Here is a 25,638-nt window from a genome sequence, read left to right as displayed (position 1 = left end):
GTGCCGCAATTCGCCTCCGGCTCTGGCATAGTAAGCACTCCTTCCCGCCCAGGCCTTCCCATGCAGACCTCCTACCCTCGTCAAGACATCAAGGTGTTGCTGTTGGAGGGTGTCAGCGCCAGCGCGGTCGACAGCTTTCACCGCGCCGGCTACAGCCAGGTCGAACTGCACGCAAAATCGTTGCCTGAGGCCGAGCTGCGGCAGCGCATCGCCGACGCGCACATCGTCGGCATCCGCTCGCGCACCCAGCTCACGGAAGATGTGCTGGCACAGGCCAAGCGACTGCTCGCGGTAGGCTGCTTCTGCATCGGTACCAACCAGGTGGATCTGGGCGCCGCGAGAAAGCTCGGCGTGCCGGTGTTCAATGCGCCCTACTCCAACACGCGCAGCGTGGCCGAGCTGGTGATCGCCGAGGCGATCATGCTGCTGCGCGGCATCCCGCAGAAGAACGCGCTGTGCCACCGCGGCGGCTGGACCAAATCGGCCGCCGGCAGTTTCGAGACACGTGACAAGGTGCTCGGCATCGTCGGCTATGGCCACATTGGTACCCAGGTGGGCGTGCTGGCCGAAAGCCTTGGCATGCGCGTGATCTTCCACGACGTCGAAACCAAGCTGTCGCTCGGCAATGCCCGCGCGGTTTCCAGTCTCGACGAGCTGCTGGAGCGCGCCGACGTAGTCACCCTGCACGTGCCGGAAACCCCCGCTACGCAGCTGATGATCCGGCGCGAACAACTGGAGAGGATGCGCGCCGGCGCGATGCTGATCAACGCCTCGCGCGGCAGCGTGGTGGACATCGACGCATTGGCCGCGGCGCTGCGCGACGGCCACCTGGCCGGTGCCGCGGTGGATGTCTTCCCGCTCGAACCGAAGGGCAACGACGACGCTTTCGTCTCGCCGCTGGTCGGCATGGACAACGTCATCCTCACCCCGCACATCGGCGGCAGCACGCTGGAGGCGCAGGACAACATCGGCATCGAGGTGGCCAGCAAGCTGATCCGCTACAGCGACAACGGCTCCACCCTGTCGGCGGTGAATTTCCCCGAAGTCACCCTGCCCGAACACCCGCACAGCCGACGCCTGCTGCACATCCACCGCAACGTGCCGGGCACGCTGTCGCGCATCAACGAACTGTTCTCGGCCGGCAACATCAACATCGATGCACAGTTCCTTCAGACCGACAGCGAGGTCGGCTACGTGGTGATCGATGTCAGTGCAGACGCGCAGCAGGCCAGCGAGCTCAAGGGACAACTGGCGGCGATTCCCGGCACCCTGCGCAGCCGCGTCCTGTATTGATCGCGTGCGGCAGTCCGTGCACTCGCACGGGCTGCCGCACGACCACCTGCATCAAGTGATTGACGAACGAGGCTTGCCGCGCACGGAGGCCGTCGTTCTTGCGGCTGCCGGCTTCCTGGCCGGGGTTTTCGCAGTAGTACGCTTGCCGCCGTTCCCGCCGGCTGCAGCAGCCTTGGCCACGGGCTTTCCGGCCGATGCATGACGCCGCTCCAGCCGGTGTTCCTCGCGGAACGCCGCGGCATACTCCTTCAGCTCCTCGCGCAATTTTGCACTGGCACCTGGCGCACGATCGATATGCTGCGCCATCCGCTGCATCAGGTCGTAGTCGTGGTAGTCGCGGTATGGCTTCAGATCAAGATCCGCGGGCACCTTGACCAGGCGTTCGTCGCCGATCGACTTCACGTATTGCTGCATGAAGCGGTCATACGCCTTCCAGGTGACACGCTCGGCATTCACCGCCGCCTCTTCCGCGCGGGTGGCGATCTGATGGGCATGCAGATAGTGCAGGCCGAGCTGGTCGATCAGCGTCTTCTCCACCTCCTCATGCAGGATCAGGAAACGATCCACCTCGACCGTACGACCACGGAAAGTGAAGCTCTTCGGCAGGTGACGGTCGATGTAGATGGTCTTGCCATCCTTGCTGTAACCGGCGAGGTAGGGAATGTCATGTTCGCGATCGAGCTTCTTGAGCCGGCGCAGGATTGCGTCCAGCGCCCGGTCCAGCATCAGTGCCGACACATACCAGTCAGGCGCCTTCAACTTGATGTGCGGGGCATCCGGGTGACAGCTGTTCAATGGCATGCGCAACCTCCTGGTTAGGTCTGGCTGGTGATATCCGGCACAGCCTAGCTCGTCGCCAGCCGCAACGTCGCGTGTGACAAACGACAACGGCGCCCTTGGGCGCCGTCACGTGATCCTTGCGAATTGGTCGGGGCGGCCGGATTTGAACCGACGACCCTCTGCCCCCCAGGCAGATGCGCTACCAGGCTGCGCTACGCCCCGACTGATCAGCAAGTCCGCAAGTCTAGCAGCTCACCGGGCCACGCCGGAAGCCATCACGGGCATGCGAACTCTCAGCGACGCAGCAAGGTCAATACTTCTTCCAGTTCCATCCGCACCTGACGAACGATCTGGTGCGACATGCTCGCTTCCATCCGCGCCTGCGGGCCTTCCAGCCGCGCACGTGCGCCGGTGATGGTGAAGCCCTCGTCGTACAGCAGGGAACGGATCTGCCGGATCATCAGCACGTCGTGGCGCTGGTAATAGCGCCGGTTGCCGCGGCGCTTGACCGGATTGAGCGCAGGAAACTCCTGTTCCCAGTAGCGCAGCACATGGGGTTTCACGCCGCAAAGCTCGCCCACCTCACCGATGGTGAAGTAGCGCTTGGCCGGAATGGCGGGCAGTTCGGTGTTATTCCCTTGATCCAGCATAGCCCTCGACTCTTACCTTGAGTTTCTGTCCCGGCCGGAACGTCACCACGCGCCGCGCGGAGATCGGAATCTCCTCGCCGGTTTTCGGGTTGCGCCCCGGCCGCTGGTTCTTCAGCCGCAGATCGAAATTGCCGAAACCGGACAACTTCACCTGCTCCCCATTTTCCAGCGCCTCGCGGACCACCTCGAAATAGGCGTCCACGAATTCCTTCGCCTCACGCTTGTTGAGGCCTACATCGAGGAAAAGCCGCTCGGCCATTTCCGCCTTGGTCAGCGCCATTTCATCCTCGCAGCTTTGCCTTGCATGTCTGCTCCAACGCAGCTATCGCTTCTCGTACGCAACGGTCCGCGTCGTCGTCAGTAAGGGTGCGTGAAGCGTCCTGTAAAATCAAGCCCATAGCGAGACTTTTTCGGCCTGCTTCGACCCCTTTGCCGCTGTAGCGGTCGAACAGCCGCAGTTCCTGCAGGCGCGCGCCAAGACTGCCGCGAACGGTTTGCTCAATCTGTGACCAGTTGACCTCTTCCGGCAAATCCATCGCAATGTCCCGGCGTACCGCAGGAAATCGCGGAACCGGTTGTGCCAGCGGCAGGCGGCGCGCCAGCAGGGGCTCCAGCGCCAGTTCCAGCACGTGCACGTCAGGTCCCAGATCCAGCGCCTTGGCCAGTTGCGGATGCAACGCGCCGAGGTAACCGACGGTTTCGCCGTCGCGTACCACCCTTGCGCCGCGGCCGGGATGCAGCCAGCCTGGCAAGCCGTCGGCATGTACCGACCATCGCCGCGGCTCGCCACCCCAGGCGATCAGGGCATCGAGATCGCCCTTGAGATCGTGGAAATCGAGCTGACGGGACGGCTCGCCCCATTGTTCGCCACGCGCACTGCCGCAGGCAACGATCGCCAGGCTCGGGGTCTCCACCGGCGGATCGCCCGCCGCAAATACCCGGGCCACCTCGAACAGTCGCACGCGCTCCTGTTGCCGCGCACGGTTGTGCCGCAACGCCTCGATCAGGCCCGGCAGCAGCGAGGGGCGCATGATCGCCAGATCCGTCGACAACGGATTGGCCAATGGCACCAATTGCTCGGTGAAGCCCCAGCGCGTCAACAGGTCCGCCGCGACAAAGGAAAGGTTCACCGCTTCGTGGTAGCCGCGCGCGGCCAACTGCTCGCGCAGCGCCAATTCGTTGATGCGCGCTTCCGGCTCGATCGCCAGCGCCAGTGCGCCGGCCGGCGAATGCGTGGGGATGTTGTCGTAGCCGAAGATCCGTGCCACTTCCTCGATCAGGTCCTCCTCGCGTTCAATGTCGAAACGGCTACTCGGCGCGGTGATCCGCCAGCCATCCGCTTGTGATTCGACCTGCATGCCCAGCGCGGTGAAGATGCGCGCGACCTCCGCATCGGCCACGTCCACGCCCAGCACGCGCTTGAGGCGTGCACGACGCAGCGTCACGGCCGCCGGCTTCGGAAGATCGGCAAGGTTCTCCGCGATCAGCACAGGCCCGGCCTTGCCGCCGGCAATCGACAGCAGCAGCTCGGTGGCACGTTCCAGCGCGCGGCGTGGCAGCTCCGGGTCGACACCGCGTTCGAAACGATGCGAAGCATCCGTGTGCAAGCCCAGCTTGCGCGCACGCCCCATGATCGCGGCCGGCGCGAAATGCGCGGATTCCAGAAAAATGTCATGGGTGGTGTCAGTCACGCGCGAGTCGAAACCGCCCATCACGCCGGCTACCGCCAATGCCTTGTGCTCGTCCGCGATCAGCACGAAGCCTTCGTCGAGCCTAGCTTCACTGCCGTCGAGCAATTTCAGCGTCTCACCGGCATGCGCGTAACGCACCACGATGTCGCCCTGCAGCGCATTGTTGTCGAACGCGTGCAGCGGCTGGCCCAGTTCCAGCATCACGTAGTTGGTGATGTCGACCACGGCGCTGATCGGCCGCATGCCGGCTCGGCGCAGGCGCTCGGCCAGCCACAGCGGTGTGCGTGCAGCGGGATCGATGCCCTCGACGACACGTCCCAGATAACGCGGCGCGTCCTTGCCCGCCTGCAGTTGGATGCCGCGCTTTGCTGTGCCCGTCGCCGGTGCGGCCACCTGCGCAGGCACTTTCACAGCACTGCTGAACAAGGCAGCGACATCGTGCGCAAGACCCACCAGCCCCAGGCAGTCCGGGCGGTTCGGCGTGAGCTTCAGCTCAAAGCTGGCGTCGGGCAACCCCAGGTAATCGGCCAACGGCTGTCCGACCGGTGCATCGATCGGAAGCTCGAGCAGACCGGAGGCATCGGCATCCACGCCGAGTTCCTTCGCCGAACACAGCATGCCGAACGATTCGATGCCACGCAGTTTGGCTGCCTTGATCGCGATGCCTCCCGGCAGGTTCGTGCCGACCGTAGCCAGCGGCACCTTGATGCCCACACGCGCATTCGGCGCGCCGCATACGATCTGCAGCAGCTCGCCCTGCCCCACGTCCACCTTGCACACCTGCAGGCGATCGGCTTCGGGATGCTTCTCGGCGGCGACGATCTCGGCCACCACCACGCCGGCCAGGCCTTCGCCCAGCACGGTCAGTTCTTCCACTTCCAGTCCGGCCATGGTCAGCGCATGGGCCAGTGCAGCGCGATCGGCCTTGATCTCGACCAGTTCGCGCAGCCAGTTTTCGGAGAATTTCATCGTGTCGTTTCCTGCTGGCCCAGCTCAATACAAGGAATCAGGCGAACTGCTTGAGGAAGCGCAGATCGTTCTCGAAGAACGCGCGCAGATCGGAGACGCCGTAACGCAGCATCGCGAAGCGCTCCACGCCAAGGCCAAAGGCAAAGCCGGTGTAGCGCTCCGGATCGATGCCGCAATTGGCCAGCACGGTCGGGTGCACCATGCCGCAGCCCAGCACTTCCAGCCAGCGCGTGCTGCCGTCCTCAGCGTCCCAGCGGATATCCACTTCGGCCGACGGCTCGGTGAAGGGGAAGTAGCTGGGGCGGAAACGCATCTCGAAATCGCGTTCGAAGAAGGCGCGAATGAATTCGGCCAGCGTGCCCTTCAGATCGGCGAAGCTGGAGGTCTCATCGACCAGCAGACCTTCGATCTGGTGGAACATCGGCGAGTGGGTCTGATCCGAATCGCTGCGATACACCTTGCCCGGCGCAATGATGCGGATCGGCGGCTGCCGACCTTTCATCGAGCGGATCTGCACCGGCGAGGTATGCGTGCGCAGCAGGCGTCCGTCGCCGAAATAGAAGGTGTCGTGCATCGCGCGCGCCGGATGGTGCGGCGGAAAATTCAGCGCCTCGAAGTTATGCCAGTCGTCCTCGATCTCCGGACCGTCGGCGCGCTGGTAGCCGAGTCGCGCAAAAATCGCGCTGATGCGCTCCAGTGCACGCGTGATCGGATGGATGCCGCCGCGCTCACCATCGCGACCGGGCAGACTGATATCGAGTTTCTCGGAAGCCAGCCGGCGATCCAGCTCAACCTGTTCGAGCACTTGCTTGCGCGCGGCCAATGCGTCGGCCAGACGATCCTTGACGCGATTGACTTCGGCGCCGCGTGTCTTGCGCTCGTCCGGTGCCAGCGCACCCAGCGCTTTCAGCGCAGCGGTGACGATGCCGCTCTTGCCCAGCAGGCTGACGCGCAGCGCATCGAGCGCATCGAGCGTGTCGGCCTTGTCGATATCGGCCAGCGCCTGCGCGGCGCGGCTGTCCAGATCGTCCATCGATGCGATTCCGGTTAGCGATTCACAGAAACAAAAACGGGGAGGAGACGTTGGCCTCCTCCCCGCTTGATTCACATCATATCGTCAGCGCCGAGGCGCCAGCCGATCAAGCGGCCAGACTGGCCTTCGCCTTCTCGGCAATCACGCCAAACGCCTTGATGTCGTGCACGGCGATATCAGCCAGCACCTTGCGGTCGACCGTGATACCGGCCTTGCTCAGGCCATTGATCAGGCGGCTGTAGGACAGGCCGAACATGCGCGCGGCCGCGTTGATGCGGACGATCCACAGGGCGCGGAACTGACGCTTGCGCTGCTTGCGGCCGATATAGGCGTACTGACCGGCCTTGATGACGGCCTGGTTGGCAACGCGGAAGACCTTGCGGCGGGCGTTGTAGTAGCCCTTGGCGCGGCCAATGATTTTCTTGTGACGACGACGGGCGGTAACGCCACGCTTTACACGAGCCATGGTTTATCTCCTGCCTTACAAGTACGGCAACATGCGTGCTACACCCTTGGTGTCGCAAGCCTTGACGTGGTTGGTGGCACGGAGACCGCGCTTACGCTTGGTCGACTTTTTGGTCAGGATGTGCGACTTGAACGCATGGCCTGCCTTGAACTTGCCCGACGCGGTCTTGCGAAAACGCTTCGCCGCCGCCCGGTTGGTCTTGATCTTGGGCATGAGAATGCTCCGTATCTGGTTTCTGACTGATCTGGCGGTGATCCGAAGACCACGCTTTCCGTCCTGCCACGATCGGTTCACGACCCTTCCTGCGGGTCGAACCAGCGATTATACGGAATAAAGCTGCCCGATGCCAGACCATGGAAGGCAAACGGCGACCCTTGGGCCGCCGTCTGTCTTATTGCTTCTTCTTGGGGCCGATCATCATGACCATCTGGCGCCCTTCGAGCCGCGGGAAGGACTCGATCTGACCGTTCTCGCCGACGTCTTCCTGGATCTTCTTGGCCAGGTTCTGGCCCAGGTCCTGGTGCGACATCTCGCGGCCGCGGAAGCGGATGGTGACCTTGACCTTGTCGCCTTCCTCGAGGAAGCGAAGCATGTTGCGCAGCTTGATCTGGTAGTCGCCCACGTCCGTGACCGGGCGGAACTTCACTTCCTTGATCTCGACCTGCTTCTGCTTCTTCTTGGCGGCCTGCGCCTTCTTCTGGGCTTCGAACTTGAACTTGCCGTAATCCATGATGCGGCAGACCGGTGGGTCACCGTTCGGCTGGATCTCGACCAGATCCATGCCGGCTTCCTGTGCCAGCGCCAGCGCTTCGTCACGGGTCAGGATGCCAAGCTGTTCCGCTTCGGCACCAATCACACGCACCCGCGGGACGCGGATTTCCAGGTTACGACGGTTGCCCTTGTTGTCGGTGGTAGCGATACCACGATCCTCCAGAAGAAGTAATGAAACTGACCGTTCGGCGCTCAGCGCCGGGTTTCGGTCACCAGTCGCTCAACGAAATCGGCCAGCGGCATGCTGCCCAGATCCTCGCCCGAACGGGTACGCACGGAAACCGCACCCGTCTCTTTCTCGCGGTCACCGACCACGAGGAGATAAGGCACTTTCTGCATCGTATGCTCGCGGATTTTATAGCCGACTTTCTCGTTGCGCAAATCCGATTGTACCCGGAAACCTTTGTCGACAAGGGTTTGCGTCACCTGGCTGACGTAATCGCCCTGCGCATCGGTGATATTCAGCACCACTGCCTGTATCGGGGCCAGCCACGCCGGCAGCAGGCCGGCATGGTGCTCGATCAGGATGCCGATGAAGCGCTCCATCGAGCCCACGATGGCCCGATGCAGCATCACCGGGTGCTGTTTATGCGAGTGTTCGTCCACATACTCGGCGTCGAGACGCTCGGGCATCATGAAGTCGACCTGCATGGTGCCGACCTGCCAGGCACGGCCGATCGAATCCTTGAGGTGATACTCGATCTTGGGCGCGTAGAACGCGCCCTCGCCCGGCAGTTCCTCCCATTCCACGCCGGCCGCGCGCAGAGCACGACGCAGCATTTCCTCGGTGCGATCCCAGAATTCGTCCGAGCCGATGCGCTTGTCCGGCCGCAGCGCCAGCTTGATCGCCAGATCGGTGAAGCCGAAGTCGGCATATACCTTCATCGCCTGCAGATGGAATGCAGTGACTTCCGCCTCGACCTGGTCCGGCGTGCAGAAGATATGGCCGTCGTCCTGGGTGAACGCACGCACGCGCATGATGCCGTGCAGCGCGCCGGACGGCTCGTTGCGATGGCAGCCACCGAATTCGCCGTAGCGGATCGGCAATTCGCGATAGCTGTGCAGACCAGTGTTGAACACCTGCACATGGCCGGGACAGTTCATCGGCTTCAACGCATAGGTGTGCTTCTCCGACTCGGTGAAGAACATGTTCTCGGCGTAGTTGTCCCAGTGTCCGGATTTCTTCCACAGCGACACGTCCAGCACCATCGGGCAGCGCACTTCCTGGTAGCCGCTGCGCTTGTATACGCCACGCATGTACTGCTCCACGGCCTGCCAGATCGCCCAGCCGTTCGGATGCCAGAACACCATGCCCGGGCTTTCTTCCTGCTGGTGGAACAGGTCGAGTTGCTTGCCGATCTTGCGATGGTCACGCTTCTCGGCTTCTTCCAGCTGAAGCAGGTAAGCCTTCAGATCCTTGTCGTTCAACCATGCCGTGCCATAGATACGGGTCAGCATCGCGTTGTTGGAATCGCCGCGCCAATACGCGCCGGCTACCTTCATCAACTTGAACGCACGCAGCTTGCCGGTGTTCGGCACATGCGGGCCACGGCACAGGTCGGTGAACTCGCCTTGCGAATACAGCGACAGCGGCTCGTCGGAGGGGATCGACTCGATGATCTCGGCCTTGTAGTTCTCCCCCAGTCCGCGGAAGAACTTCACCGCCTCGCCGCGCGACTTCACGCTGCGCGTCACCGGCAATTGTTCGGCGACGATCTTCTCCATCTCTGCCTCGATCTTCGGCAGATCGTCCGGCGTGAACGGGCGTTCGTAGGCGAAGTCGTAGAAGAAACCGTTGTCGATCACCGGACCGATCGTGACCTGCGCGCCCGGATACAGGCGCTGCACGGCCTGCCCCATCAGGTGTGCGGTGGAGTGGCGCAGGATCTCCAGCGCCTCGGGACTCTTGTCGGTGATGATCTGCAGGCTGGCGTCGTGCTCGATCGGAAAACTGGCATCCACCAGCTGACCGTCGACCTTGCCGGCCAGCGTCGCCTTGGCCAGACCGGCGCCAATCGAGGCGGCCACGTCCTGTACGGTGACGGGGTGATCGAACGGCCGCTTGCTGCCGTCGGGTAGCGTGATCTCAATCATGGGAACCATTCTCTGAAAAGCAAAAAAGGGCATCCGCCCTTCTTCAATGAAAAACACAAGGCGTCGAGGATGTCAGCGTGAGCAATAGGTAGTTGCCATGTCGCACACTCGGCCGGCGCTGGGCGCGGGCCACCTTGGTCTTGTGGAATTGTCGAAACGCTAGTTTAGCCCAGATTGGCTGTCAATCCTCGCTGCTGCGGTCATGCGCTCTGCCTTCGGCGATAGAATGCAATCGTCATCCCGAGGAACGTCCATGCGCATTCTGGTCACCGGCACCGCCGGCTTCATTGGCGCCGCCCTGGCGCAGCGCCTGCTGGCGCGCGGCGATGTAGTCCACGGCTTCGACAATCACAACAACTACTACGATCCTGCGCTGAAAGAAGCCCGGCTGGCACGTTTCGTCGATCATCCGAACTACACCCATCAGCGCGCCGATCTCGCCGACGCTGTCGCGGTGGATCACGCCTTCGCCATGTTCAAACCGCAACGGGTGGTGAACCTGGCTGCGCAGGCCGGTGTGCGCTATTCACTGCAGAACCCGCGCGCCTACGTGCAGAGCAATCTGGTCGGCTTCGTCAACATCCTTGAAGGCTGCCGGCATGGGAAGATCGAGCATCTGGTCTACGCCTCATCCAGCTCCGTCTATGGCGCCAACCGCAAACTGCCGTTCGCGGTCGAGGATGCGGTCGATCATCCGGTCAGCCTTTACGCCGCCAGCAAGAAGGCGAACGAGTTGATGGCGCACACCTACAGCCACCTGTACAACCTGCCGACCACTGGCCTGCGCTTCTTCACCGTCTACGGACCGTGGGGCCGTCCCGACATGTCGCCTATCCTGTTCGCGGACCGGATCAGCCGCGGCGAACCGATCGACGTGTTCAACCACGGTCACCACAGCCGCGACTTCACCTATATCGACGATATCGTCGAGGGCGTGATCCGTGCACTCGACCATCCGGCCGAACCTGACCCGGGTTACAACGCCGAACTGCCGAATCCCGGCACATCGAGCGCCCCGTACCGCATCTACAACATCGGCAACGACCAGCCCGTGCAGCTGCTGCGTTTCATCGAGCTGCTGGAACAGCATCTCGGGCGCACCGTCGAGAAACGCCTGCTGCCGATGCAGCCCGGTGATGTACCCGACACCTGGGCCGACGTGTCCGCGCTGCGCCGGGACGTCGGCTATGCGCCGAATACCAGCATCGAACAAGGCGTCGAGAAATTCGTCACCTGGTATCGCGAGTTCCACGCCAAGGATTGATGGCGCCGCCGGGGCAGGCCTCAGAACGGCTTGGCGATCACCAGGTAGACCACTCCGAGCAGCAACAGCACCGGCAACTCGTTGAACCAGCGCAGGGTGCGTGACGAGGGCAGCGCACCGCCCTTCTCGCTGCGTTTGAGCATGCGCCCGGCCCATACGAAATAGACCAGCAGCAGTGCCACCAGGGTCAGCTTGGCATCGATCCAGTGCATCGAGGCGGTGACGTTCGGCAGCGCCTGCGGGAACACCCGCCAGCCCTGCCACAACGTCAGCCCGAACAGGAAGGCGATGCCAAACATGTTGTGGCCGAACTTGTACAGCCGCCGCCCCATCAACTGCAGTCGTGCCTGCACGGCCGGCTCATCGGCCGACTCGGCCAGATTCACCAAGATGCGCGGCAGATAGAACACCGTGGCCATCCAGGCAATGACGAACAACAGGTGCAACGACTTGATCAGCGGATAGGTCACAACAGAATCGCCAGCTGGCGCTGCCGTACGCAGCGACCGCGATGATAACGCGAGTCCTCCAGCTCACGCCGACACGGGCGGCACTCAGTCCCTGGCCGGACCAATCCGCTCCAGCAACGCCTGCAGCAGGCGTTCCTGCTGTGCGATACCGAGTGGCGCATTGTGCCGATCGGTCAGCTGGAAGAAATCCTCCACACGCTCGCCGAACGTGGCGATACGCGCATCGTGCACACGCACTTCGGTGTGCAGCATGACCTGCGCCACCGCGGCGAGCAGGCCGGGGCGGTCGGCACCCACCAGGGCCAGCTGGGTGCGGTCGCCGGCGGCATGAAAACTGATCTGCGGGGTCATCTGGAAATGTTTCTGATGCCGCGACATGCCGCGCTTGCTCGGCTGTACCCCACCGGATTGCGCCAGGGCGCGCTGCAGACGCTGTTGAAGCTCCTCGGCACGAGCCGCGCTGACCGGTTGCTGGCTCTCCGCATCAAGCAGCAGGAAGGTATCCAGCGCCATGCCTGTCGGTGAGCTGAGCACGCGCGATTCCATGACCGAGAAGCGCAGACGATCCAGCATCGCCGTGACGGTGGCGAACAGGCCATCGCGGTCAGGCGTGCAAACGAACAATTCCGTGCTGCCGCGCACCGACAGCGGATGCACGGCGACCAGCGGTACCGCACCGCCCGCGCGCAGGATCGCGCCGGTCTGCCAGGCGATCTGCTCGGGCCGATGGCGCAGAAAGCTGAGCTGCGGAAAATCGGCCCACACACGCACCACATCGGCCTCGGCGTAACCCTCGTTCATCAGCAGGGCCAGCGCATATTCGGAACATTCGCTCACCCGCACGCCGATGTCGCGCGGCAGTTCCACATCGCTGCGCATGGCGTAACGGGTGGCGATGCACAGATCGGACAGCAGGCGATCCTTCCAGCCGTTCCACAGTCGCGGGCTGGTGCCGATGATGTCGGCGATGGTCAGCAGGTACAGCTGGCCAAGCCGCTCGCGATTGCCGACCAGCTCGGCAAACCGGTGCACCACCTCCGGATCGGTGATGTCCTGGCGTTGCGCGGTGGTGCTCATCAGCAGATGCCAGCGCACCAGCCACGCGACCCGCTCGACATCGCCAGGCGCCAGGCCCAGTCGCGAGCAGAATACGCGTGCATCCTGCTCGCCCAGCACCGAGTGATCGCCGCCGCGACCTTTCGCGATGTCATGGAACAATGCAGCCAGCAGCAGCACTTCAGGCGCGGGCAGGCCAGCCCAGATTTCGCAGCCCAGCGGAAACTCGCGCTGCGCCGATGCATCGGCAAACCGCGCCATGTTGCGCAGCACGCGCAAGGTGTGCTCATCGACCGTGTAGACATGGAACAGGTCGTACTGCATGCGGCCGAATACCTTGCCGAACGCAGGCAGGATCGCCGCCAGCAAGCCATGCCGGTTCATCCGCCACAGCGCCTCCACGGCCGGTGCCCCGCGACGCAGCAGCTGCAGGAAGACCGCCAGCACGTCGCGATCGTCCGCCAGAGCATCGCCATGCACAGCGGTCGCCTGGTGAATGCGCCGCATGGTATCGGCGCTGAAGCCGACCACGCCGGGCTGGTCCAGTCGCGCGATGAAGATTTCCACCAATGCAGCGGGTCGCCGCATGAACAGCTGCGGATCACGTGCCGCCAGCCGTTTGCCGTAGCGGACGAAATCGGTGCCAACCGATTCCGCCTCACCCGGCGGCTCCAGCATTTCCTCGAAACGTTCGGCTACCTGCACTCCCAGCCGCTCGACCTGGCTGGCTGCACGGTAATAGCCCTGCATGAACTGCTCGACCCCGAGATTCTTCGCGTGTTCGTCCTCGAACCCCAGCCGCGTGGCCAGCGCGCGCTGGTAGTCGAACAGCAGACGCTCCTCGGGACGGCCGGCCTCCAGGTGCAGCGCATAGCGATAACGGCGCAAGGTGGCTTCGGATTGTTCCAGCGCAGCCTGTTCGGCAGGATCCAGCAACCCTTCGGTCACCATGGCGGACAGGTCGTCCGCATGCGCCAGCCGTCGGCCGATCCAGCGCAGCGAATCGAGCGTGCGCAGTCCGCCCGGGCCATCCTTGAGGTTCGGTTCGAGGTTGTAGGCGGTGTCATCGTAACGGGCATGCCGTGCATCGCGCTCGGCCAGCCGGGCCGCCAGATATTCGCGCGGCGGCCACAGCGCAGGATCATCGACGATGGCACGCAGGCGCGCGTCCAGTGCCGGATCACCGGCCAGCCGACGTGCGTCCAGCAGGCTGGTGAACACGCTGGCATCCTGCACTGCGAGTGCACGACATTGCACTGGATCACGCACGGCGTGCCCGACCTTCAGGCCGACATCCCACAGCGTGGCAAAAAACTGCTCCAGCGCACGCAAGCGGGCCGGCTCGGCTGCCTCGACCAGCGCCAGCAGATCCACATCCGAATACGGAAACAACAGGCCGCGGCCAAAACCACCGACCGCGAACAACGCCGTATCACCCACGTCGCCAAGGCAGGCCACCCATACATGCGCCACTACCCGCTCGACCGACTCGCCGCGCCGCCGGGCCAGCAGGCTGACGTCCGTGCCGTCCCGGAAAGCAGTGGCGAGTGCGCGGTCGACATCACCCAGCAACTGCCGCAAGGCGCGGCGCGCCTCGACCGAGACACCGGAACGTGGCACCGCCACGGGCAGGCGAGGCAACGGCGGCAAGGGGGTGTCGGACGGTGACATGACAGGATCCGGGACACGAGAAAACAGGAGTGGGAAACGAGTAAAGCACATCGTGCCACCACTCGTTTCTCACTCCTGCCCTTTGCCCGCCTGCTCTTTGCCCGCTACTCCTGATCGGGCCAGGCAGTGAGTATCTCGAAGCCGTTGTCGGTGACCGCAATCGTGTGTTCCCACTGCGCCGACAACGAATGATCCTTGGTCACCACGGTCCAGCCATCCGGCAGCTGCTTCGTCTGCGGCTTGCCGGCGTTGATCATCGGCTCGACGGTGAAGGTCATGCCCTTCTTCAGCTCGACGCCGGTACCGGGCTTGCCGTAGTGCAGCACCTGCGGCTCGTCGTGGTAAACCTTGCCGATACCGTGGCCGCAGTACTCGCGCACCACGCTGAAACCCGCCGCCTCGGCGTGCTGCTGGATCGCATGACCGACGTCACCCAAGGTGGCGCCGGGGCGCACTGCCTGGATGCCGCGCATCATCGCCTCGAACGTGGTGTCGACCAGCCGTTTGGCCAGCACGCCTGGTGTGCCGACGAAATACATGCGGCTGGTGTCGCCATGCCAGCCATCCTTGATCACGGTGACATCCAGATTGACGATGTCCCCGTCCTTGAGCACCTTGCCCGGGCTGGGAATACCGTGGCAGATCACATGGTTGACCGAACTGCACAGCGTCTTGGGAAAGCCGTGGTAACCCACGTTGGCCGGGATCGCCTGCTGTACGTTGACGATGTGTTCGTAGGCGAGGCGATCCAGCTCCTCCGTGGTCACCCCGGGCTTGACGTGCTCCTTCAGCATCGCCAGCACCTCGGCCGCCAGCTTGCCGGCAACACGCATGCCTTCGAGGTCTTCAGGGGTTTTCAGGGTAATCGCCATGGTTTCGCCTAGATGATGCTGCAAGTTCCGCGATTCAATACTTGAATTGCATCAGCAACTTGCCGCCAAGCCGGCAGACCGGCTACAATTTCGGAGTTTTGCAGACCGCATGGGACGTTTTCACGCCCCGATCAAGCTGCAAAGCGAACGGGAATTGTAACCGCCCCGCGGTACAACACCCAACCAACGCCACACACGCATCGGCACCGCCTTCGGGGTGCCGCGGCACGCCCACCAACGAGAAACGGGCATGTCGCGGTCGAAGCCGGGGATGCGTGGAGGTCCCAACCCCCAGGTCCTTCAAGGACCATTGCAAGGAGTTACACCCATGGCACAAGTCACCATGCGCCAGATGCTCGAAGCCGGCGTCCATTTCGGTCACCAGACCCGTTACTGGAACCCCAAGATGGCCCCGTACATCTTCGGTGCGCGCGGCAAGATCCACATCATCAATCTCGAAAAGACCCTGCCGCTGTTCACCGACGCGATGCATTTCCTGTCGGCTCTGGCGCAGAAGCGCGGCACCGTGCTGTTCGTCGGCACCAAGCGCTCCGCCCGTGAGCCGTTGGCCGAGGAAGCCGCACGCGCCGGCATGCCGTTCGTCACCTCGCGCTGGCTCGGCGGCATGCTGACCAACTTCCGCACCGTCAAGCAGTCGGTCGCCCGCCTGAAGGAACTGGAAGCGGCCGAGACCGATGGCAGCTTCGAGAAGCTGGTCAAGCACGAAGTGCTGGCCCGTCGCCGCGAGCGCGACAAGCTGCAGGCCTCGCTGGGCGGCATCAAGGACATGAACCGTCTGCCTGACGCATTGTTCGTGATCGACATCGGTCACGAAGACATCGCCGTGCAGGAAGCCAAGAAGCTCGGCATCCCGGTGATCGCCGTGGTCGACACCAACTACAACCCGGAACTGGTCGACTACGCCATCCCGGGCAATGACGACGCGATCCGCGCGATCCAGCTGTACGCCCGCGCCGCCGCCGACTCGATCCTCGAAGGCAAGGCTGCCGCGCCGGCCGCTGCCCAGGGCGACGCCAACGACTTCGTCGAGCTGGACGAGGAAGGCAACCCGGTCGCCAAGATCGATCGCAAGCCGGCTCCGCGCCGCGACGCTGCCCCGCGCAAGGGCGCCGGTGCACCGCGCCGCGAAGGTGGCCGTGACGGTGGTCGTGGCTCGCGCAACGACGGCGCACCCGCCGCCAAGTAAGCGCGACGACAGCAGTCCCTGCCGTCGGATCCGCAAGCAAGCGATAACCGCGCGGTGGCACTCAGCTGCCACCGCGCAACCAAGGCATTAGAGGAATAACGATGAGCAATATCTCCGCCCAACTGGTCAAGGAGCTGCGCGAGCGGTCCGGCGCCGGCATGATGGAATGCAAGAAGGCGCTGGTCGAGAACAACGGCGACATCGAAGTAGCGATGGAATGGCTGCGCAAGTCCGGCCTGGCCAAGGCTGACAAGAAAGCCAGCCGCATCGCCGCCGAAGGCCGCATCGTAGCCGCCCAGGCCCCCGGCAAGGCCGTGCTGGTCGAAGTCAACTGCGAAACCGACTTCGTCGGCAAGGACGCCAGCTTCCTGAAGTTCAGCGACACCGTAGCCGACGTCGCGCTGAACTCCGACGCCACCGACATCGACGCGCTGAAGGCTGCCGCCTATCCGGGTGCCAGCAATGTCGAGGAAGCCGCCAAGGCACTGATCGCCACCATCGGCGAGAAGATCGACGTGCGCCGCATGGCTGTCGTCAAGACCGACGGCGTGATCGGCAGCTATATCCACGGCGGCCGCATTGGCGTGCTGGTGGCGCTCAGGGGCGGCTCCGAGGAGCTGGCCAAGGGTATTGCGATGCATGTGGCGGCGATGAATCCGGCCTATGTCCGTGCCGAGGATGTCCCTGCCGACTTCCTGGCCAAGGAAAAGGACATCGCGCTGAGCCAGATGTCCGACAAGGAAAAGGCCAAGCCGGCCGAGATCCTCGAGAAGATCGTCGGCGGCAAGGTCAACAAGATCATCTCCGAAGTCACCCTGCTGGGTCAGCCCTACGTGCTGGACACCAATGCGACTGTCGCCGACGCACTGAAGAAGGAAGGCGCCGATGTGATCTCGGTGGTCCGTCTGGCTGTCGGCGAAGGCATCGAGAAGGTGGAAGAGGATTTCGCCGCCGAAGTGATGAAGCAGGCCGGCCTGCGGTAACGGTCGCCCCTGATCGGCAGAGCGGCCATCCGTGGCCTGACTGTTTGGAAAAAGCAACGCTTCGAATCAAGGGTCGCGGGAAACCGCGGCCCTTTTCTTTTTTGGCAGGAGCCTGGCGGCGAACGCCCTCACTCCTCACTCCTCGTTCCCCGCCCCCGCTCTCCGCTACAATGCAGCGGTTTGCCCCATACAATCCGGAGATCCCATGAGCGACCAGCCCAAGTACCATCGCATCCTGCTCAAGCTCTCCGGTGAAGCCCTGATGGGCGAGGCCGACTATGGCATCGACCCGAAGGTGATCGGCCGGCTGGCCGACGAGATCATCGAGGTGCAGCGCGCCGGCATCCAGATCGGTGTGGTGATCGGCGGCGGCAACATCTTCCGCGGTGCCGGTCTGGCCGCCGCCGGCATGGACCGGGTCACCGGCGACCACATGGGCATGCTGGCCACGGTGATGAACGCGCTGGCGATGCAGGATGCGATCGAGCGCCGCGGCGGCTTCGCCCGCGTGATGAGCGCGATCCAGATCCACGACGTGGCCGAGGACTTCATCCGCCGCCGCGCGATCCGCCATATCGAGAAGGGCCGCATCGTGCTGTTCGCCGCCGGCACCGGCAACCCGTTCTTCACCACCGACTCGGCCGCCGCGCTGCGCGCCGTCGAGGTAGGTGCGGAGCTGCTGCTGAAGGCCACCAAGGTCGATGGCGTGTATACCGCCGACCCGGCCAAGCACCACGATGCCACCCGTTACGAGCGGCTTGGTTACGATGACGTGATCGAGCGCAAGCTGGCGGTGATGGATACGGCCGCCATCGCGCTGTGCCGCGACCACCAGATGCCGCTGCGCATCTACGACATGACCGTCCCGGGCAGCCTGATGCGGATCATGCACGGCGACGCGATCGGCACCCTGGTCGACGGCGGCTGAACCGGCCCCCGCTGCTATACTTCACGGCTAGCCAGATCCACCGGGAAACCTCACATGCTCAACGACATCAAGACCGATGCCCAGACCCGCATGGGCAAGAGCATCGAATCGCTCAAGCACGACCTCACCCGCCTGCGCACCGGCCGCGCCAGCACGGCGCTGGTGGATCACATCAAGGTGCCCTACTACGGCGCCGACATGCCGCTGACCCAGGTTGCCTCGGTAGCGCTGGCCGATGGGCGCACGATCCTCATCACACCGTGGGAAAAGACCATGGTGGCGCCGATCGAGAAGGCCCTGATGGCCTCGGATATCGGCATCACGCCGACCACCGCCGGCACGGTGATCCGCCTGAACATGCCGGCGCTCACCGAGGAACGCCGCCGGGAGCTGGCCAAGCATGTCGGCCACGAGGGCGAGAATGCCAAGATCGCGATCCGCAACGTGCGCCGCGACGCCCTGCAGCAGGTCAAGGATCTGCTCAAGGAGAAACTCATTACCGAGGACGACGACCGTCGCGTCGACGACGAGATCCAGAAACTGACCGATCGCGCCGTGAAGGATGTCGATGCCGTGGTGAAGGCCAAGGAAGAGGAGTTGATGGCACTCTGACGAGGCCATCACCCTGCCTCATTCCATGACCAAGGCCAAGGCTCGACAGGTTCCGCTCCATATCGCCATCGTGATGGATGGCAACGGTCGCTGGGCCCGGGCCCGTCACCGCCCGCGCAGCTTCGGCCACAACGCCGGCCGCAAGGCCGTGCGCGCGGCGATCGAATCCTGCATGCGCGAAGGCGTGCAGGCACTGACCCTGTTCGCATTCTCCAGCGAAAACTGGCAGCGCCCGCAGGACGAAGTTGGCGCCCTGATGAATCTGTTCGTGCGCGCGCTGGACAAGGAAGTGGACGAACTGCATGCAAACGGCGTGCGCCTGCGTTTCATCGGCGACCTGAGCGCATTCGACGAGCCGCTGCGCCAGCGCATGCAGGCGTCGATGGCTCGTACCGCAGGCAATGACAAGCTGCACGTGAATATTGCGGTCAACTACGGTGGCCGCTGGGACATCGTCCAGGCCACCCGCCAGGCTGCCGAGGCCGTGAAACGCGGCGAGCTGGGCGTCGATGACATCGACGAGACCATGCTGAACCGCTGGATGAGCCTGGCCGATCTACCGCCGCTGGACCTGTTCATCCGCACCGGCGGCGAGTATCGCATCAGCAATTTCCTATTATGGCAGGCCGCGTACGCCGAGCTGTACTTTACCGATACCCTGTGGCCGGACTTCGACCAGGCCTGCCTGCGTCAGGCCATCGAAGACTATGCCCGCCGCGAGCGCCGTTACGGTCGCACCGGTGAGCAGGTCGCCGCCACTTCCTGAAGGATTTCCATGCTGCTTCAGCGCACCCTCACTGCCCTGGTGCTCGCGCCACTGGTGATCCTGATCATCCTGCTGTCGTCGAGCACAGTGTTCGCGCTGATCTCGGCGGCGGCGTTCCTCGCGGCGCTGTGGGAATGGGCCCAGCTCAGCGGACTGAAGAATCAGTTCGCACGTATCGGCCTGCTGGTCGCCGCCATCATCGTGTTCGCCTTGCTGTGGTACGGACATCTCGGCATGACGACGCCGCTACTGCTGGCCGCTGGCGTAGCATGGTGGCTGGTGGCCTGCCTGTGGCTGCGCCATTTCGCATTCGCCGCCGCTCCGACCGGCGAAAACCGCATGTTGAAACTGCTGGCCGGTGCGTTCGTGATCTTCCCGGCATGGATCGCCCTGGTGAGCATCCATGAGCGATTGCCGCACGGCCACTGGTGGACCCTGCTGGCACTGGTGATTGTCTGGGCCGCCGACATCGGCGCCTATTTCAGCGGTCGCACCTTTGGCAAGCGCAAGCTGGCACCGCAGATCAGCCCGGGCAAGACCTGGGCCGGTGCCTACGGTGCCATGGTTGCCGGGGTGCTGGTGACCATGTTCGGTGGCTGGCTGCTCGATGTACGAAGCGCACAGATGCTTGGTTTGGCCGTGCTGGCCCTGCTCACCGTGGCAGCCTCGATTGTCGGCGACCTGATCGAGAGTCTGATGAAACGGCACGCCCAGGTGAAAGACTCGGGCACCATCTTTCCCGGCCATGGCGGCCTGATGGATCGACTCGACAGCGTGTTTGCCGCGTTGCCGGTGTTCGCCGCCGGCTTGCTGTTGCTGGGACTTTAGAGCCTGCCTATGATGAAGAACGTCGCAGTCCTCGGCGCGACCGGCTCGATTGGCGGCAACACGCTCGACGTCATTGCGCGCCACCCGGAGCGCTTCCGCGCCACCGTGCTGACCGCGCATCGCCAGGTCGAGGCGCTGGCCGAGCTGTGCATACGGCATCGACCGCAGCTGGCGGTGATTGCCGATCCCGCACTGGAGGCCGAACTGGCCCGTCGTCTGGCCACCGCCGGCGTGCACTGCGAGGTGGCCAGCGGCCACGCCGCACTGACCGACGCAGCCGCCGGCGCGCTGTGCGACACCGTGGTGGCTGCGATTGTCGGCGCTGCCGGGCTGGACTCCACTCTTGCCGCTGCACGTGCGGGCAAGCACCTGCTGCTGGCGAACAAGGAATCCATCGTGATGGCCGGGCCGTTGCTGCTGGAAGCAGTGGCCGCCGGCGGTGGCGCGCTGGTCCCGGTGGATTCCGAACACAACGCGATCTTCCAGTGCCTGCCTGGCGGTCGTCCCGACCTGAATCAGAGCGGCGTGCGCCGGCTGATCCTGACCGCCTCCGGCGGCCCGTTCCGTGGCCGCAGCCGCGCGGAGCTGGCCCACATCACACCGGAACAGGCCTGCAAGCACCCTAACTGGGTGATGGGCCGCAAGATCTCGGTCGATTCGGCCACCCTGATGAACAAGGGGTTGGAGGTGATCGAGGCGCACCACTTGTTCGGCGCACCAGCCGAGGCGATCGACGTGCTGGTGCATCCGCAGAGCCTGGTGCACTCGCTGGTCGAATACGTCGACGGCTCGGTACTGGCCCAGCTCGGCAATCCGGACATGCGCACCGCGATTGCCCATGCCCTGGCATGGCCGCAGCGGGTCGAGGCCGGGGTAACGCCACTGGATCTGGCTGCCTGTGCACCATTGCAGTTCGAACAGCCGGACCTGGCCACGTTCCGCTGCCTGGCACTCGCCTTCCAGGCGCTGCGTGCCGGTGGCGATGCTGCCGCCGTGCTGAATGCCGCCAACGAAGTCGCCGTGGAGGCGTTCCTGGCTGGAACACTGCCGTTCCTGTCGATCGCCGATGTCGTCGAGGCAGTCCTTGCGGAACTGCCGGCGCAAGCCGTGGTCGATGTTGGGACTCTTGCTGAACGCGATCGGGTCGCCCGTGAGGCGGCCCACCGCATTCTGCGCAATGCTTGCTGATATCCTTGGTCCGATGACTTTTCCCAACGGTACTTGATGACTTCCTTCTTCGGCTCGGTGTTCTGGTTGCTGGTCACGCTGGGCGTGCTGGTGACCTTTCATGAATTCGGCCATTACTGGGTCGCGCGTCGTTGCGGGGTCAAGGTGTTGCGTTTTTCGGTCGGCTTCGGCAACGCGGTCTGGAAGCGCATCGGCCGCGACGGCACCGAATACCAGATTGCCGCGATCCCGCTGGGCGGTTACGTCAAGATGCTGGATGCACGCGAGGGCGAGGTCGACCCCGCCTTGCGCGATCAGGAGTTCACCGGCAAGTCGGTGTGGAAGCGTATTGCCATCGTCGCCGCCGGCCCCGGCTTCAACCTGATCTTCACCATCGCCGCGTTCTGGCTGATGTTCATGCTGGGCCGGCCGGATGTGGCACCGGTGGTGACTGCCGCGCCGCAGAGCATCGCCGCGAAAGCCGGCATCCTGCCAGGTGATCGCATTCTCAGCATCGACGGCCAGACCGTGGCGACCTGGACCGACTCGATGGATGTAGTGGTCAATGGCCTGCTCGGGCGCTCGCCCCTGCCACTGACCGTACGCGGCAGCGATGGCCGTACCCGGCAACTGGTGCTGCCATTGGAGCAGCTGCCCGCCGGACAGTCCGTCGACAAATATCTGGACATGCTTGGGCTGGACCCGATGCCCCCACCCGCGATTGCCGCCACCGTGGTGCCCGGCAAACCGGCGGCGCTGGCCGGCATGCTCAGCGGTGACCGCATCCTCAGCGTGAACGATCATCCGGTCGACAATTACCTCGTATTCCAGAAGCTGGTACCCGCGGAAGCGGCCAAATCCCCCCATCTGAAACTGGCTATCGAGCGCCACGGCACGCCGATGGTGCTGGCGGTCGACGCACGCAGGGAGTCACTCGAAGGCCAGCCGGTCAAATGGGTGATTGGCGTAGGCGCCCCCGACAGCGAAGCGACCACCCAGCGCTACGGTGTGGTCAGGGCTTTCGGCGCCTCTCTGCAGGCCACCTGGCGCAATACCACGCAGACCTTCAACCTGATCGAAAAAATGGTTACCGGACAGGCCTCCGCCAACAACCTCTCCGGCGTTATCGGCATCGCTCAGGTGGCCAATCAATCCGCCAGCATGGGCCTGCCATGGTTCCTGCAGTTCCTGGCGCTGGTGTCGCTGAGCCTGGCGATCCTGAACCTGCTGCCGATCCCGCTGCTGGATGGCGGACACCTGCTGTATTATCTTGTGGAACTGGTCAAAGGCAGCCCGGTCAGTGAACAGGTGATGATCGTCGGCCAGTACATCGGGCTAGCGTTGCTGTTCACACTGATGGGGTTGGCGTTCTACAACGATATTCACCGCATGCTGCTGTCGTGACAACGATGGGCAGCGATCGCGGCATGTCGAAGTGTGCCTGCCTGCGCCAGCCGCAGTGCAGCGCGGCGGCAAGTCAAACGAGACATCCCCGCGGAATGCGGACACCCTTTCGAGACAGGGCCAGTTCCTGTTTCATGCTCTTGATCGGGGCGGCCACGCTGGCCGTCCCATCGAAATAACCCAACGGAACCGACGATGAAGCGTATCGCCGCGCTGATCCTGCTTGCCTCCCTCTCCGCCAATGCGTTTGCGTTCGACCCGTTCGTGGTGTCGGACATCCGCATCGACGGCCTCAGCCGCATCTCCGCCGGTACCGTATACAACTACCTGTCGATCAACAAGGGCGACCGGTTGACCAACGACGAGGCCCAGCGGGCCATTCGTGCGTTGTACAACACCAAGTTCTTCAGTGACGTGACGTTCGATCGCGATGGCAGCATCCTGGTGATCAAGGTGGTCGAACGGCCGTCGATCGCCAAGCTGAACATTCGCGGCAACCACGACATCAAGACCGATGACCTCAAGAAGGGCCTGAAGGAAATCGGCCTCACCGAGGGCGAGACCTTCGACCGGCTGGCGCTGGACAATGTGCAGCAGGAGCTGATCCGCCAGTACTACAACCGCGGCAAATACAACGTGTCGGTGATCCCGCACGTGACCCAGCTCGATCGCAACCGCGTCTCCATCGACCTCGAGATCCGCGAAGGCAAGGCAGCCAAGATCGAGGAGATCAACATCCTCGGCAACCACGCCTTCACCGACAAGCAGATCCGCAAGGGTTTCGAGTCGAATACCGGCAACCTGATGTCGTGGTATTCGAAGGACGACCAGTATTCGCGTGAGAAGCTGTCCGGTGACCTGGAGAAGCTGCAGTCCTACTACATGGATCGCGGCTATGCCGATTTCGGCGTCGACTCCACCGAGGTATCGATCTCGCCGGACAAGCGCGGCATGTACATCGACGCCAGCGTGAAGGAAGGCGAGATCTACAAGGTCACCGACGTCAAGCTGCTCGGCACGCTGATCCTGCCCGAGGCAACCCTGCGCCAGTTGCTCTACATCAAGCCGGGCGACACCTTCAACCGTGCCGCGATCGAGTCCAGTTCGAAGTCGATCAAGGCCATCCTGGCCAATATCGGTTACGCCTATGCCAAGGTCACCCCGATCCCCAAGCTGGACAAGGACAAGCGCACCGTCGATCTGACCCTGTACATCGAGCCGGGTCAGCGCGTCTATGTGCGCCGGGTCATCTTCCAGGGCAACACACGTACCGAAGACGAGGTGCTGCGCCGCGAGATGCGCCAGCTTGAAGGCTCCTGGTATTCGCAGGCAGCGATCGACCGCTCCAAGATCCGCCTGCAGCGGCTGGGCTTCTTCAAGAAGGTCGACATCGACAAGAAGCTGGTGGCGGGCACGCAGGATCAGGTGGACATCAGCGTGAAGGTCGAGGAACAGTCCGCCGGCAGCCTGCAGTTCGGTGTCGGCTATTCGCAGCTCGAAGGCATCATCCTGAATGCGTCGGTGACACAGAACAACTTGTTCGGCACCGGCGACAGCGTTTCGGTGAGCGGTTCGCGCAGCTATTACACCACCAGTTACGGTGTCAACTATTACAACCCGTACCTGACCGACAACGGTATCGGCATCGGTTACAACGCGACCTATTCGAAGACCGACTACGGCAATACCGATTTCGCGGACTACTCGACCAGCCAGAAGTCCTTCTCCAGCTATCTCGGCATCCCGATCACCGAAACCGATGGTGTGCGCGTGGGTCTGGGCATCAGCAGCAACAAGGTCAACCTGATTCCGGGCTACAGCCCACAGGTGCTGATCGACTACCAGAACGAGATCGGCAACCAGACCATCCACACCTGGACCGGCACGCTGGGCTGGAACCACGACACCCGCAACGGTTACTGGGCACCGACCCGTGGTGGCCTGATCTCGGTGTCCACCGATATCGCCCTGCCGGGCTCGACGGTGCAGTACTGGAAGCTGACGGCGGAAGCCAATCACTACTGGCCGATCGGCAAGGGTTTCGTGCTGTATCTGGATGGCCAGGCCGGTTATGGCAAGACCTATGGCCAGAACGGAATCACCGACCAGGCCTACGACGCGTTGAAGGCCACCTATGCCGCCGCAGGCGTGCCCGCACCGGTGGACATGCGCAACGACTTCCCGTTCTGGCAGAACTTCTATTCCGGCGGTGTGCGCGACGTGCGCGGTTTCCAGGACAACACACTGGGACCGCGTGTCTGCATTGACGGCAGCGCCCCCGCGAGAGACGGCTACTGCAACAATGGCAGCTATTACGCACAACCGATCGGCGGTGCGTTCAAGGTACTCGGCACCGCCGAACTGTACCTGCCGTTGCCGTTCCTGAAGGACACCAATACCGCGCGCGTGTCGGTGTTCACGGATGTCGGCAATGCCTACCAGAACATCCAGAGCTTCAATGCCAGCACCCTGCGCGCATCGGCCGGTATCTCGCTGCATTGGCAGGCACCGATCGGTCCGCTGATCATCAGTCTGGCCGTGCCGTTCCGTACCCAGCCAGACGACAGTCATTACGAAGAACGCATCCAGTTCACCTTCGGCAGCACATTCTGACCGCTACCGGCGAACATCCGGAAGCAAGGAAAGCGCGGCGATGCCGCGCT

Annotated in this window: 23 protein-coding genes and 1 tRNA gene; 11 read left to right on the top strand and 13 right to left on the bottom strand. The window is 63.6% G+C overall.

The window, feature by feature from the left end:
* Nucleotides 1-60 precede the first annotated feature (60 nt).
* Nucleotides 61-1,293 (top strand): phosphoglycerate dehydrogenase, encoded by a 1,233-nt coding sequence (gene serA / locus ACYVKM_RS06070; RefSeq protein ID WP_460876670.1) that lies wholly within the window; start codon nt 61-63, stop codon nt 1,291-1,293.
* 51 nt (nt 1,294-1,344) lie between these two features.
* On the opposite strand, the gene ACYVKM_RS06065 is transcribed toward serA, so the two are convergent.
* From ACYVKM_RS06065 to thrS, 10 genes are all read right to left on the bottom strand, one after another.
* A complete protein-coding gene (locus ACYVKM_RS06065; protein WP_460876669.1) occupies nt 1,345-2,094 on the bottom strand; it encodes a hypothetical protein in 750 nt (249 codons plus the stop codon).
* Nucleotides 2,095-2,218: 124 nt separating this feature from the next.
* A tRNA-Pro gene (locus tag ACYVKM_RS06060) sits at nt 2,219-2,295 on the bottom strand.
* Nucleotides 2,296-2,366: 71 nt separating this feature from the next.
* On the bottom strand, nt 2,367-2,723 hold the full coding sequence (locus ACYVKM_RS06055) for a MerR family transcriptional regulator (RefSeq protein WP_007804493.1): 357 nt from the start codon (nt 2,721-2,723) through the stop codon (nt 2,367-2,369).
* On the bottom strand, nt 2,704-3,003 hold the full coding sequence (gene ihfA, locus ACYVKM_RS06050; RefSeq protein WP_077442396.1) for an integration host factor subunit alpha: 300 nt from the start codon (nt 3,001-3,003) through the stop codon (nt 2,704-2,706). The genes ACYVKM_RS06055 and ihfA overlap by 20 nt, the downstream gene beginning before the upstream one ends.
* Nucleotide 3,004: 1 nt before the next feature.
* Complete coding sequence (gene pheT, locus ACYVKM_RS06045; protein WP_460876667.1) at nt 3,005-5,383, bottom strand: phenylalanine--tRNA ligase subunit beta; 2,379 nt, start codon at nt 5,381-5,383, stop codon at nt 3,005-3,007.
* A 37-nt stretch (nt 5,384-5,420) separates the two neighbouring features.
* A complete protein-coding gene (gene pheS / locus ACYVKM_RS06040; protein ID WP_460876665.1) occupies nt 5,421-6,416 on the bottom strand; it encodes a phenylalanine--tRNA ligase subunit alpha in 996 nt (331 codons plus the stop codon).
* Between the two features lie 106 nt (nt 6,417-6,522).
* Nucleotides 6,523-6,882: a 50S ribosomal protein L20 gene (rplT, locus tag ACYVKM_RS06035; RefSeq protein ID WP_007804486.1), complete on the bottom strand. Its 360-nt coding sequence runs from the start codon at nt 6,880-6,882 to the stop codon at nt 6,523-6,525.
* Nucleotides 6,883-6,897: 15 nt separating this feature from the next.
* Nucleotides 6,898-7,095, bottom strand: a complete 198-nt coding sequence (rpmI, locus tag ACYVKM_RS06030) for a 50S ribosomal protein L35 (protein ID WP_038615747.1) — start codon at nt 7,093-7,095, stop codon at nt 6,898-6,900.
* A 178-nt stretch (nt 7,096-7,273) separates the two neighbouring features.
* Nucleotides 7,274-7,801 carry a translation initiation factor IF-3 gene (gene infC, locus ACYVKM_RS06025; protein ID WP_077445149.1) on the bottom strand — a complete coding sequence of 176 codons (528 nt, stop codon included), beginning with the start codon at nt 7,799-7,801 and terminating at the stop codon, nt 7,274-7,276.
* 44 nt (nt 7,802-7,845) lie between these two features.
* Entirely contained in the window at nt 7,846-9,747 is a 1,902-nt protein-coding gene (gene thrS, locus ACYVKM_RS06020; RefSeq protein WP_460876662.1) for a threonine--tRNA ligase, read from the bottom strand.
* A 253-nt stretch (nt 9,748-10,000) separates the two neighbouring features.
* On the opposite strand from thrS, the gene ACYVKM_RS06015 reads away from it, so the two are divergent.
* A complete protein-coding gene (locus ACYVKM_RS06015; RefSeq protein ID WP_460876661.1) occupies nt 10,001-11,011 on the top strand; it encodes an NAD-dependent epimerase in 1,011 nt (336 codons plus the stop codon).
* A gap of 20 nt (nt 11,012-11,031) precedes the next feature.
* On the opposite strand, the gene ACYVKM_RS06010 is transcribed toward ACYVKM_RS06015, so the two are convergent.
* The 3 genes from ACYVKM_RS06010 to map all read right to left on the bottom strand — a co-directional run bounded on the left by ACYVKM_RS06010 (nt 11,032) and on the right by map (nt 15,080).
* Nucleotides 11,032-11,481 carry a CopD family protein gene (locus ACYVKM_RS06010; RefSeq protein WP_460876659.1) on the bottom strand — a complete coding sequence of 150 codons (450 nt, stop codon included), beginning with the start codon at nt 11,479-11,481 and terminating at the stop codon, nt 11,032-11,034.
* An 84-nt stretch (nt 11,482-11,565) separates the two neighbouring features.
* A complete protein-coding gene (gene glnD / locus ACYVKM_RS06005; protein ID WP_460876657.1) occupies nt 11,566-14,208 on the bottom strand; it encodes a [protein-PII] uridylyltransferase in 2,643 nt (880 codons plus the stop codon).
* Between the two features lie 104 nt (nt 14,209-14,312).
* Nucleotides 14,313-15,080, bottom strand: coding sequence for a type I methionyl aminopeptidase (gene map / locus ACYVKM_RS06000; RefSeq protein ID WP_460876656.1), 768 nt, complete (start codon nt 15,078-15,080; stop codon nt 14,313-14,315).
* Between the two features lie 328 nt (nt 15,081-15,408).
* Here map and rpsB point away from each other — a divergent pair, with 328 nt between their 5' ends.
* The 9 genes from rpsB (at nt 15,409) to bamA (ending at nt 25,588) form a co-directional block, all read left to right on the top strand.
* On the top strand, nt 15,409-16,287 hold the full coding sequence (rpsB, locus tag ACYVKM_RS05995; RefSeq protein ID WP_460876654.1) for a 30S ribosomal protein S2: 879 nt from the start codon (nt 15,409-15,411) through the stop codon (nt 16,285-16,287).
* A 101-nt stretch (nt 16,288-16,388) separates the two neighbouring features.
* A complete protein-coding gene (tsf, locus tag ACYVKM_RS05990) occupies nt 16,389-17,270 on the top strand; it encodes a translation elongation factor Ts (protein WP_460876652.1) in 882 nt (293 codons plus the stop codon).
* 205 nt (nt 17,271-17,475) lie between these two features.
* Nucleotides 17,476-18,198, top strand: coding sequence for a UMP kinase (pyrH, locus tag ACYVKM_RS05985; protein ID WP_460876650.1), 723 nt, complete (start codon nt 17,476-17,478; stop codon nt 18,196-18,198).
* Nucleotides 18,199-18,252: 54 nt separating this feature from the next.
* Entirely contained in the window at nt 18,253-18,810 is a 558-nt protein-coding gene (gene frr / locus ACYVKM_RS05980; protein ID WP_460876649.1) for a ribosome recycling factor, read from the top strand.
* Between the two features lie 25 nt (nt 18,811-18,835).
* Nucleotides 18,836-19,576 carry a polyprenyl diphosphate synthase gene (uppS, locus tag ACYVKM_RS05975; protein ID WP_460876647.1) on the top strand — a complete coding sequence of 247 codons (741 nt, stop codon included), beginning with the start codon at nt 18,836-18,838 and terminating at the stop codon, nt 19,574-19,576.
* Between the two features lie 9 nt (nt 19,577-19,585).
* Nucleotides 19,586-20,404: a phosphatidate cytidylyltransferase gene (locus ACYVKM_RS05970; RefSeq protein ID WP_460876645.1), complete on the top strand. Its 819-nt coding sequence runs from the start codon at nt 19,586-19,588 to the stop codon at nt 20,402-20,404.
* 12 nt (nt 20,405-20,416) lie between these two features.
* Nucleotides 20,417-21,592, top strand: coding sequence for a 1-deoxy-D-xylulose-5-phosphate reductoisomerase (locus ACYVKM_RS05965; RefSeq protein WP_460876643.1), 1,176 nt, complete (start codon nt 20,417-20,419; stop codon nt 21,590-21,592).
* Between the two features lie 36 nt (nt 21,593-21,628).
* Nucleotides 21,629-22,975, top strand: a complete 1,347-nt coding sequence (gene rseP, locus ACYVKM_RS05960) for an RIP metalloprotease RseP (protein WP_460876642.1) — start codon at nt 21,629-21,631, stop codon at nt 22,973-22,975.
* Between the two features lie 195 nt (nt 22,976-23,170).
* Nucleotides 23,171-25,588 carry an outer membrane protein assembly factor BamA gene (gene bamA / locus ACYVKM_RS05955; protein WP_460876640.1) on the top strand — a complete coding sequence of 806 codons (2,418 nt, stop codon included), beginning with the start codon at nt 23,171-23,173 and terminating at the stop codon, nt 25,586-25,588.
* Nucleotides 25,589-25,638 lie beyond the last annotated feature (50 nt).

The sequence above is a fragment of the Rhodanobacter koreensis genome (assembly GCF_054782855.1).
This window is presented reverse-complemented; position numbering and strand designations above follow the sequence as displayed.

Bases quoted from the DNA above. Each gene is read 5' to 3' on its own strand.
- serA (WP_460876670.1), top strand. From the start codon at position 61: ATGCAGACCTCCTACCCTCGTCAAGACATCAAGGTGTTGCTGTTGGAG.
- ACYVKM_RS06065 (WP_460876669.1), bottom strand. From the start codon at position 2,094: ATGCCATTGAACAGCTGTCACCCGGATGCCCCGCACATCAAGTTGAAG.
- ACYVKM_RS06055 (WP_007804493.1), bottom strand. From the start codon at position 2,723: ATGCTGGATCAAGGGAATAACACCGAACTGCCCGCCATTCCGGCCAAG.
- ihfA (WP_077442396.1), bottom strand. From the start codon at position 3,003: ATGGCGCTGACCAAGGCGGAAATGGCCGAGCGGCTTTTCCTCGATGTA.
- pheT (WP_460876667.1), bottom strand. From the start codon at position 5,383: ATGAAATTCTCCGAAAACTGGCTGCGCGAACTGGTCGAGATCAAGGCC.
- pheS (WP_460876665.1), bottom strand. From the start codon at position 6,416: ATGGACGATCTGGACAGCCGCGCCGCGCAGGCGCTGGCCGATATCGAC.
- rplT (WP_007804486.1), bottom strand. From the start codon at position 6,882: ATGGCTCGTGTAAAGCGTGGCGTTACCGCCCGTCGTCGTCACAAGAAA.
- rpmI (WP_038615747.1), bottom strand. From the start codon at position 7,095: ATGCCCAAGATCAAGACCAACCGGGCGGCGGCGAAGCGTTTTCGCAAG.
- thrS (WP_460876662.1), bottom strand. From the start codon at position 9,747: ATGATTGAGATCACGCTACCCGACGGCAGCAAGCGGCCGTTCGATCAC.
- ACYVKM_RS06015 (WP_460876661.1), top strand. From the start codon at position 10,001: ATGCGCATTCTGGTCACCGGCACCGCCGGCTTCATTGGCGCCGCCCTG.
- glnD (WP_460876657.1), bottom strand. From the start codon at position 14,208: ATGTCACCGTCCGACACCCCCTTGCCGCCGTTGCCTCGCCTGCCCGTG.
- map (WP_460876656.1), bottom strand. From the start codon at position 15,080: ATGGCGATTACCCTGAAAACCCCTGAAGACCTCGAAGGCATGCGTGTT.
- rpsB (WP_460876654.1), top strand. From the start codon at position 15,409: ATGGCACAAGTCACCATGCGCCAGATGCTCGAAGCCGGCGTCCATTTC.
- tsf (WP_460876652.1), top strand. From the start codon at position 16,389: ATGAGCAATATCTCCGCCCAACTGGTCAAGGAGCTGCGCGAGCGGTCC.
- pyrH (WP_460876650.1), top strand. From the start codon at position 17,476: ATGAGCGACCAGCCCAAGTACCATCGCATCCTGCTCAAGCTCTCCGGT.
- frr (WP_460876649.1), top strand. From the start codon at position 18,253: ATGCTCAACGACATCAAGACCGATGCCCAGACCCGCATGGGCAAGAGC.
- uppS (WP_460876647.1), top strand. From the start codon at position 18,836: ATGACCAAGGCCAAGGCTCGACAGGTTCCGCTCCATATCGCCATCGTG.
- ACYVKM_RS05970 (WP_460876645.1), top strand. From the start codon at position 19,586: ATGCTGCTTCAGCGCACCCTCACTGCCCTGGTGCTCGCGCCACTGGTG.
- ACYVKM_RS05965 (WP_460876643.1), top strand. From the start codon at position 20,417: ATGAAGAACGTCGCAGTCCTCGGCGCGACCGGCTCGATTGGCGGCAAC.
- rseP (WP_460876642.1), top strand. From the start codon at position 21,629: ATGACTTCCTTCTTCGGCTCGGTGTTCTGGTTGCTGGTCACGCTGGGC.
- bamA (WP_460876640.1), top strand. From the start codon at position 23,171: ATGAAGCGTATCGCCGCGCTGATCCTGCTTGCCTCCCTCTCCGCCAAT.